Here is an 8,078-nt window from a genome sequence, read left to right as displayed (position 1 = left end):
GCCGAATTCGAATCCCTGCATATCAAGGGCTCCTACAACGTCCCCCTCCCGTTGCTGGCAGAACACACCGAGGAACTCGCCTCGAAACTCGACACCAAGGTGGTGCTGGTCTGCCAATCCGGCGTGCGCGCCACCGAAGCCAAGACACACCTCGCGGCAGTCGGATTCGGCAACGCCCATGTCCTGTCCGGCGGCGTCCCCGCTTACAAGCAGGCCGGTGGCGGGACCGTCGAGGGTTCCAAGCGCTGGGACCTGGAACGCCAGGTGCGCATGGCCGCCGGTTCCCTCGTGGTGGCCGGGCTGGTGGGTGGGAAGTTCCTCTCCCCGCAGCTGCGCACCGTCGCCGGTGCCATCGGCGCGGGCCTGACCTTCTCCGCGGCCACCAACACCTGCGCCATGGGCAAGGCCCTGGCCAAGATGCCGTGGAACAAGACCGGCAACGAACCGACCCGTGCATCGGTCCTCGCCCAGCTTCCGCCCAAGAAGTCCTAGCTCCCCCGGTTGGCCCGCCGCCAACCGGATTCCTCCCGGTTTCCGGGCCCGGGTCGCGTTGATCCGGGCCCGGAAAGCACCCACATACCGCTTGAACACGCCCCCGAAGGAGCAGACCATGCCCGAAATCACCATCACCGACACCGACCAGCGACGTGCCACGGACCAGGTCCTTGACGTCCGCGAAGACTTCGAAGTCGCCGAGGGAATGATCCCCGGCGCCATCCACATCCCCATGGGAGAGCTCAACACCCGCCTGGGGGAGATCGACCGGACCCGCCCCGTCATCGTCATCTGCCGCAGCGGCAACCGCAGCGCCCGCGTCGCCGACGCCCTCACCGGCGCCGGATTCACCGCCGACACCATGGCCGGCGGCATGACCGCCTGGCAACGTGCCGGCCTGCCCGTCACCTAAAGCCATACCCCGGCGCCAACCCCACCCGCGTCCCCTGCCCTTCCTTCCCAGACAAGGCCACCTCCATGACCCTCACCCTCGCACTCACCCTCCTGCTCTCGGTGCTGATCGGGATCTCCCTCGGCCTGCTCGGCGGGGGCGGGTCCATCCTCACCGTCCCGATCCTCACCTACGTCGCCGGCATGAACCCCAAGGAAGCCATCGCCGCCTCGCTCTTCGTCGTCGGCGCGACCTCCGCGGTCAGCGCCGTGACTCATGCCCGCAAGAAGCGCGTGCAATGGCGCACCGGACTCGTCTTCGGCGCCGCCGGCATGGCAGGGGCCTTCGGCGGCGGCCTCTTGGGCGGACACATCCCCGGAACGATCCTCATGATCGCCTTCGCCCTCATGATGGTCGCCACCTCCCTGGCCATGATCCGCGGCCGTAAGAACCCCGCAGGCGCACCCCACCAGGGGGATCTGCCGGTGCCCAAGGTCATCATCGAGGGCCTGGTCGTCGGCTTGGTCACCGGGCTCGTCGGTGCCGGCGGCGGCTTCCTCGTCGTTCCGGCACTCGCCCTGCTTGGCGGCCTGTCGATGCCCGTCGCCGTCGGCACCTCGCTGGTGGTTATCGCCATGAAGTCCTTCGCCGGACTCGGCGGCTACCTCACCACCGTCACCCTGGACTGGACACTTGTCGGCGGAGTCACAGCCGCCGCGATCCTCGGCTCCTTCCTCGGCGCACGCCTGGCCGGACGCATCCCCGAAGCGGCCCTGCGCAAGGGCTTTGGCTTCTTCGTCCTGGCCATGGGCGTCTTCGTCCTCGTCCAGGAACTACCCTCCCCCGCCAACCTCATCCTGGGCCTCGCGGCCACCGCAATCGCCGCGGCCGCGGCCCTGTGCTGGTTTGCCATCCCCGCATGCCCCCTGCGACGCAAGTCCCTGGGTTCACCCGCCACCACCACGGCAACCGAAGCCCACTAACCGCCGGCTCATCGCCGTCCGGCCTTTCAGCCCCAGCACACCAGGAGACCGAGCATGAAGCAGTCCACCACCAGGGCGCTCCCCATCTTGGGTTTGCGCGCCAACGCGGCGCAGTTCACCCTGCTCGTCGCGGTCAACGCACTCGTCGGCGGGATGGTCGGGCAACAGCAAACCGTCCTTCCGCTGCTGGCCCACGCGGAGTTCGGCCTGAGCGGATACACGTTCCTCTTCGCCTACGTGGCGGCCTTCGGGATCGCCAAGGCGACCTCCAACTGGTTCGCCGGGACCCTCTCGGACCGCTACGGACGCAAGCCCGTGCTGCTGGCCGGGTGGCTCTTCGCCATCCCGGTGCCGCTCATGCTCATTTTCGCCCCGGACTGGAGCTGGGTCGTCGCCGCGAACGTTCTGCTGGGCATCAACCAGGGCCTGACCTGGTCGACCACCGTCATCATGAAGATCGATCTGGTAGGCCCGGCCCAGCGCGGCCTGGCCATGGGACTGAACGAGGCCGCTGGCTACGGTGCCGTGGCCGCCACGTCCCTGCTGGCCGGATACCTCGCCGAACAGTACGGGCTGCGTCCGGCGCCCTTCCTCTTGGGAATCGCCTACACCGCCTTGGCACTGCTGCTGTCGGGCCTTTTCGTCCGGGAGACCCACCCACATGCCCTCCTGGATGCCGGAAACATGGCCGCCCGGGGCGCCTCCGCCCGGCATGGCCTGGACGCCAACCTAGCCAACGGCCAAATCTTTTCCCTGACCAGCTTCCGGGAACCGGCCTTGTCCTCGGCGAGCTTGGCCGGCCTGGTGAACAACCTGAACTTCGGACTCTCCTGGGGCCTGTTCCCCCTCCTGTTCGCCACCGCGGATCTCAGCATGGGCCAGATCGGCCTGCTTTTCGCCCTGTATCCCGGGGTCTGGGGCATCGGCCAAATGGCGACCGGTGCTCTCTCGGACCGGATCGGACGCAAACACCTCATCACCACCGGCATGTTGGTCCAGGCCGGAGCCCTGGCGATCATCGCGCTCGGGGACGGCTTTGGTGCCTGGGCCTCGGGAACCGTATTGCTCGGAGCGGGAACCGCCATGGTCTACCCCACGCTGCTGGCCGCCGTGGGCGACGTCGCCCATCCCGCTTGGAGGGGACGCGCGGTGGGGGTCTACCGGGTCTGGCGCGACCTCGGATATGCCGTCGGTGCCATCGCCGGCGGGATCGTCGCCGACCTCATGGGGCTGCACGCGGCCATTTGGATGGCCGCCGCCCTCAGCGCAGCCGCGTCCCTGGTTGTCGCGGTCCGCATGTATGAAACGCACCAACGGCTTTCACCGCCCTTCCATGCCGGCGATACCTTGGCAATGCTTCCGCGCGATCGGCCCAACACGTAGCATGGGCACGGAACCGAGAGTCCCGCCGTGGCGGGACCCGCAGCCGCCCTGGCCGGCCTCCGCACGACAACCCAAGGGGAAACACCATGACGTACACCCACGCCATCACCGTCGCGCTGTCATGGCAAGACGCCGTCGACCGGACCCGCGGCGCCTTGGCGGAACAGGGATTCGGCGTGCTGACGGAGATTGACGTGAAGGAGACCTTCGCCCGGAAGCTGGGCCAGGAAGCCGGGGACGCCGTGGGGAACTACATCATCCTCGGGGCCTGCAACCCGCAATTGGCCCAGCGCGGCATCGCCGCCGAACCACAGTTGGGCGCGCTGCTCCCGTGCAACGTCGTGGTGCGTCGCGCCCCCGATGCCAAGGAAACCACCATTGAGGCCATCGACCCGCAAACCATGGTCCAACTCAGCCCGGGTGACGCGACACGCGAGGTCGCCAACGATGCCGATGGCCGCCTTCAGGCGGCGCTGAAGGAAATCTCCGAAAAAGCAGGCTCCTAGGTTCTCCCCTGGTTGGTGAAGGTCACTGGCACGGTCTTTTTGCACGGGAGCAGTGCGCCAAGCTCGGGTCAGAGGCGGACATATGCAGCGCCGTCGTGCTGGCGTTGGGCCAGATGCGCGATGGCCGCGGGGACGACCGCGACACCCTCGACCAGCGCATCCGGGGCCAATCCGGCTGCATGCAGACTGTTCGCGCATGCGGTAATGCAAATGCCGGGGATGCCGTGTAGGGCCGCAATGTCGGGGGCGTGCTTCCCGTCCGCGGCCAACTGGGACACCGACGGGCCCTGCACGATGACTTCCACGATGGTGTCGGACATCCGTTCGTGCGCATTGCGGGCCACCTGCAGGGCCGTGGCCACATCCGGGAATGGTTCGGTGCCCGGTCCGGCTAGGTGCAGCAGCAACCGCCAGGTCATGGTCGGGCCTTCGCGGGAACCCCGGTATTATCCCCAAGGATTGCCTCCTCGAGTGATTCAGGGGCCACGGCCGCGTCCTTGGTGCGCAGGGTTCGGCGTACAAGCCCGATCCACCAGGCCAATAGCAGCGCTCCCAGCATGGAAGGCCATGCCCAGTCCGGGAGCACGGCATCGATCCGGGACGCCGCGTCGGAGATCCGGTCCATCAGGCCAGCGGAGAGCAGGTCGGGCATGGTGAGTAGCCCCCCGGTGGTGAGCATGAGGATCCCGACGGTGATTGTTACGGTTCCTGCCAGCAGCGCGTTGGTGTGGAAGCGGAACCGGCCCACAGTCACGGTGCGTCCGCGCAGCCATCCGGTTCGGAAGGTGCCGGCGCGGCGCATGGCCGCGGCCACGCCGAGCACCGGCAGCACCATACCCAGCGCGTAGCTGGCCAGCAGCATGCCCCCGCCCAGTGCGCTGCCGTTGGCCAGGATGAGGGTCAGGATTGCCCCCAGCACCGGTCCGGTGCAGAACCCCGCAACGCCGGCCACCGTCCCAAGCAACACCGCCCCCCACGGCGAGCCTGCCGCGGCGCGTCGGCGCCGGGTACGCAAGGGTAGCAGGCGGGACAGGTCGAAGCCGCCGCCCAAGATCTGGATGAGTCCCAGGGCGACGATGACCCAGGCGGCAGCGACCAGCAGGAGGCGGCGGTCGATGACCAGGACGCCGCCGAGCCATCCGATGCCCAGGCCCAATGGGACCAGCGTGGCCAGCATGCCGGCTAGGAACGCGATCCCCAGTACCCGCAGCCGGTGCCCGGAGGTCGCGGCATGGGCGAAGAACGCGGGCAGCAGCATGGCGTTGCACGGGCTGAAGAGTCCGAGCACACCGCCGGCAAAGGCGAAGACCAGTCCGGCTTCCACTACTGCTGGCCTGCTTCGGCCTGCTGCAATTCGGCGTCAATGGCGGCCACGAAGTTCTCCAGGGGCTGCGCGCCGACGAACGGCATCTGGTTGATCAGGAATACCGGGGTGCTCATGACGGCCAGCTCCTGGGCCTCGTCTAGGTTGCGCTTCACCGCATCCTTGGCCTGTTTGCTGTCCATGTCGGCCAGGAACTGCTCCCCGTCCAGGCCCAGGTCCTCGGCGGTGGCCCTGAGGCTCTTCGCGCTGTAGGCGGATCCGGGGGCGATGGTGCCGCCTTCGGCCATGCGCGTATGGAAGGGCACGTAGCTTCCCTGCATGGCCGCGGCCTGTGCGGCGTGAGCGGCGGTCAGGGAGGCGTCGCCGAACAGGTCAAGGTCACGCCATTCAATGCGCAACTTCCCCTGGTCGACGTACTTGGTGATCAGTTCGGGCAGGGTGCCCTCCGTCCACTTCGCGCAGTATGGGCACTGGAAGTCGGTGAAGGCGACCATGACCACCGGGGCATCCACATCACCCAGCGCAGTGGGATCCTGTGCCTCCAGTCGCGCCACATCGGGAAATGCGGGTGCCGGTGGGTCGGTGTCCTGCCCGGGGGTCTGTGAGCCGGGATTTTGGACTGCGGCGGACGACGCTTCCGGGCCCGGCGCCCGGTCACCGACGGGCAGCTGCGCGCCGATGAGCAGGCCGATGGCCAGGGCCACGGGAATGGGTGCGACCCACAGCCACGGAACCTTGCGCCGTGTTCCAGGCTTGTCCCCCCGCTCCGGTGCGGGCTTGCGGTTCTCGGGGATTTGCTGCACGGTTTCGCTGCCTTCGGCTCGATTGGCTACTATGCTGCATAGTAGGTCTACTATTCTTTATAGTAGACAAGCGGTCCGAAGGGCAAGCGGGGACGCTCTCGGGACGGATCACACATCAAGCACACGGAGGAACAATGAGCCGCACGCAACGCTTGCTGATCGATTTCCGCCGCCGCCTGCCGCTGGCCGGCGCGGCGTTGCGCTGGTGGGGTTCCCGGCAATGGGCGGTGGCAGTGGCCTCGGCACTGGCCATGGCGCTGCTGCTGGGTTTCGCCACGGTGCTAATCCCCAACGACGTCTTCAGCCGGGACATCCCGCCGGTGCCGTGGAACTACCCCGTCTGGTTGGCCACCTCCGTCCTGACCGGCCTGCTGGCCGCCAGCTACATCCGGCCAGCGGCCCCGGCAACCCCAGGGACCGCGGAACCAACCGACCGCACCTCCCGCTGGGGGATGGCCGGCGGTCTACTGGCCTGGTTCGCGATCGGCTGCCCGGTCTGCAACAAGATCGCCCTGTTGGCGCTGGGATATTCCGGAGCCATGACCTATTTCGCGCCGTTGCAGCCTTGGCTGGCGGCACTGGCCATGGTGCTGACTGTTCTTGCACTGGTGTTCCGACTGTCTGGGCAGCAGCAATGCGCGATACCCGGTCGCCAGGCCGCTGAGCGGGAAAGGATGGATTCATGACGACCTCCATTGAAGACACCGGCGAACTACCCTTCAAGCCCCGGGAGGCGCCCCCAGTAGGGGCACTGGAACGGCGTGTTTTGGACGTGCTTTGGAAGACCCGCCAGGCACACACCACGCGGGGCATGGTGCAGGAGCTCACGGCGCCGGGAGGCCAGAAACCCGCATACACGACCGTCGCCACCGTCTTGGGCCACCTGGTGGACAAGGCGCTGGCGGAACGCGAACTCATCGGCGGCGTATGGTCCTACCGTGCCACGCTCACCGGGTGCCAGTTCTCCGCCGCGCACATGGTGCGCACGCTGGGAGAGACCAACGACCGCCGGCGCTGCCTCACCCGCTTCGCCGGCATGCTCGACCCCCAGGACGCCGCCTTCCTCAAGTCCCTGCTCTAGTTGATCGGATCCTCACGGATTTCGTTGGTCATTAGAGGCCGGACAGTGTGGGGCTCGTCCAGGTCCAGGTCCAGGTCCACTTCCGCTCAGAAGGGACCCCTCGGGGATAACCCGGCGCATGGCCATGCTGAGCTCGCCCACAGTTCCGAGACAATCCGCCTCGCGGAAGCCGTGTGAGGGTTCCTGAACGAAATAGACGCGTTTGAATGTCTTGAAAAGCTAAAGCTTTTCGAGACACCAGAACCGCGCCTATTTTGACGATCGGCCTCCTTGAAGTCCCGGGAGGCGATTTGCCCCAGAAAGTCGTCTTACCGTAAAACGTCTTACGCGGTTGGCATCCAGGGGTTTTTGAGCCAAAATGGCCAGGTGAGACATTTGGGATACACGCGGGTGAGCACTTCGAGCCAGGATGCGCAGTTGCAGCTCGACGCGCTTCTCAAGGACGGGGTGCAAAAGCGGGACGTGTTTGCCGACGTCACCTCCGGAAGCAGGTCCGCGATCGAGCGACCGGGAATGAAGAAGCTCTTGGAGTATGCCGAGGCCGGGGACACCGTGGTGGTCTGGCGGGTCGACCGGCTCGGCCGGTCCCTGGTCGATGTGCTGAACACCGTGAACCTGTTGCGTGAACGCGGCGTGAATGTCCGCTCCATTTCCGACGGGATCGACCCGGCCACCTCGACCGGGCGCATGATGCTGAACCTGCTGGCCTCCCTGGCCGAGTATGAGCGCGAGCTGATCGTGGAGCGCGTCAATGCCGGGATCGCCGCCGCACGGAAAGGCGGCACTCGTTTCGGCCGGCCGCTCTCGGACCCTGCGGTGATCGCCGACAAGCTCGCGATCGCGAAGGATGCCCGGTTGAGGGGACGCACCGCCGAGGACGCGGCACGCCTGGTCGGGTGGAGCCGGGCGACGCTCTACCGCCACCTCGGACAAGACGCCGGCTCGATCAAGAGCATGTGATCGATGATGGCCCCGCGAAGCGTTTCGGAGAAACTCGCCTTGCTGGGCCAACATGATGGCGGCGCCCCTTGGACTCGCATCGCCGCCGAGTCGGGGGTGCCGCTGCGGACACTGGCGCGCTGGTCCGCGAAGTATCGCGCCGACCCAACATC

12 protein-coding genes are annotated in these 8,078 nt (G+C 67.2%); 9 read left to right on the top strand and 3 right to left on the bottom strand.

Annotated elements, in window-relative coordinates; translation table 11 throughout:
- The 5 genes from OIU93_RS20245 to OIU93_RS20225 all read left to right on the top strand — a co-directional run.
- Nucleotides 1-492: rhodanese-like domain-containing protein (locus tag OIU93_RS20245; protein ID WP_264271845.1), on the top strand; the 492-nt coding region annotated here is incomplete at its 5' end.
- 118 nt (nt 493-610) lie between these two features.
- Nucleotides 611-907: a rhodanese-like domain-containing protein gene (locus OIU93_RS20240; protein ID WP_047117791.1), complete on the top strand. Its 297-nt coding sequence runs from the start codon at nt 611-613 to the stop codon at nt 905-907.
- 65 nt (nt 908-972) lie between these two features.
- Complete coding sequence (locus tag OIU93_RS20235; RefSeq protein ID WP_149619545.1) at nt 973-1,869, top strand: sulfite exporter TauE/SafE family protein; 897 nt, start codon at nt 973-975, stop codon at nt 1,867-1,869.
- 54 nt (nt 1,870-1,923) lie between these two features.
- On the top strand, nt 1,924-3,252 hold the full coding sequence (locus OIU93_RS20230; protein WP_264271844.1) for an MFS transporter: 1,329 nt from the start codon (nt 1,924-1,926) through the stop codon (nt 3,250-3,252).
- 86 nt (nt 3,253-3,338) lie between these two features.
- Nucleotides 3,339-3,758 (top strand): DUF302 domain-containing protein, encoded by a 420-nt coding sequence (locus tag OIU93_RS20225; RefSeq protein ID WP_007273057.1) that lies wholly within the window; start codon nt 3,339-3,341, stop codon nt 3,756-3,758.
- Nucleotides 3,759-3,826: 68 nt separating this feature from the next.
- On the opposite strand, the gene OIU93_RS20220 is transcribed toward OIU93_RS20225, so the two are convergent.
- The 3 genes from OIU93_RS20220 to OIU93_RS20210 are packed head-to-tail and all read right to left on the bottom strand — an operon-like array spanning nt 3,827 to nt 5,885.
- Nucleotides 3,827-4,177 (bottom strand): DsrE family protein, encoded by a 351-nt coding sequence (locus OIU93_RS20220; RefSeq protein WP_007273056.1) that lies wholly within the window; start codon nt 4,175-4,177, stop codon nt 3,827-3,829.
- Nucleotides 4,174-5,082, bottom strand: coding sequence for a cytochrome c biogenesis CcdA family protein (locus tag OIU93_RS20215; protein ID WP_007273055.1), 909 nt, complete (start codon nt 5,080-5,082; stop codon nt 4,174-4,176). The genes OIU93_RS20220 and OIU93_RS20215 overlap by 4 nt, the downstream gene beginning before the upstream one ends.
- On the bottom strand, nt 5,082-5,885 hold the full coding sequence (locus tag OIU93_RS20210; protein ID WP_007273054.1) for a thioredoxin domain-containing protein: 804 nt from the start codon (nt 5,883-5,885) through the stop codon (nt 5,082-5,084). Before OIU93_RS20210 ends, OIU93_RS20215 begins: the two co-directional genes overlap by 1 nt.
- Before the next feature lie 134 nt (nt 5,886-6,019).
- On the opposite strand from OIU93_RS20210, the gene OIU93_RS20205 reads away from it, so the two are divergent.
- From OIU93_RS20205 to OIU93_RS20190, 4 genes are all read left to right on the top strand, one after another.
- On the top strand, nt 6,020-6,571 hold the full coding sequence (locus OIU93_RS20205; protein WP_007273053.1) for a hypothetical protein: 552 nt from the start codon (nt 6,020-6,022) through the stop codon (nt 6,569-6,571).
- A complete protein-coding gene (locus OIU93_RS20200; protein ID WP_007273052.1) occupies nt 6,568-6,966 on the top strand; it encodes a BlaI/MecI/CopY family transcriptional regulator in 399 nt (132 codons plus the stop codon). Before OIU93_RS20205 ends, OIU93_RS20200 begins: the two co-directional genes overlap by 4 nt.
- Before the next feature lie 366 nt (nt 6,967-7,332).
- Nucleotides 7,333-7,926, top strand: coding sequence for a recombinase family protein (locus OIU93_RS20195; RefSeq protein WP_176704955.1), 594 nt, complete (start codon nt 7,333-7,335; stop codon nt 7,924-7,926).
- Nucleotides 7,927-7,929: 3 nt separating this feature from the next.
- On the top strand, nt 7,930-8,078 hold a 149-nt coding region (locus tag OIU93_RS20190), incomplete at its 3' end, for a helix-turn-helix domain-containing protein (RefSeq protein ID WP_372342979.1).

Origin of the sequence: Paeniglutamicibacter sp. ZC-3 (genome assembly GCF_025847175.2) — a bacterium.
Lineage (GTDB): Bacteria > Actinomycetota > Actinomycetes > Actinomycetales > Micrococcaceae > Paeniglutamicibacter > Paeniglutamicibacter sulfureus.
This window is presented reverse-complemented; position numbering and strand designations above follow the sequence as displayed.

Bases quoted from the DNA above. Each gene is read 5' to 3' on its own strand.
- OIU93_RS20200 (WP_007273052.1), top strand. From the start codon at position 6,568: ATGACGACCTCCATTGAAGACACCGGCGAACTACCCTTCAAGCCCCGG.
- OIU93_RS20235 (WP_149619545.1), top strand. From the start codon at position 973: ATGACCCTCACCCTCGCACTCACCCTCCTGCTCTCGGTGCTGATCGGG.
- OIU93_RS20240 (WP_047117791.1), top strand. From the start codon at position 611: ATGCCCGAAATCACCATCACCGACACCGACCAGCGACGTGCCACGGAC.
- OIU93_RS20205 (WP_007273053.1), top strand. From the start codon at position 6,020: ATGAGCCGCACGCAACGCTTGCTGATCGATTTCCGCCGCCGCCTGCCG.
- OIU93_RS20220 (WP_007273056.1), bottom strand. From the start codon at position 4,177: ATGACCTGGCGGTTGCTGCTGCACCTAGCCGGACCGGGCACCGAACCA.
- OIU93_RS20230 (WP_264271844.1), top strand. From the start codon at position 1,924: ATGAAGCAGTCCACCACCAGGGCGCTCCCCATCTTGGGTTTGCGCGCC.
- OIU93_RS20225 (WP_007273057.1), top strand. From the start codon at position 3,339: ATGACGTACACCCACGCCATCACCGTCGCGCTGTCATGGCAAGACGCC.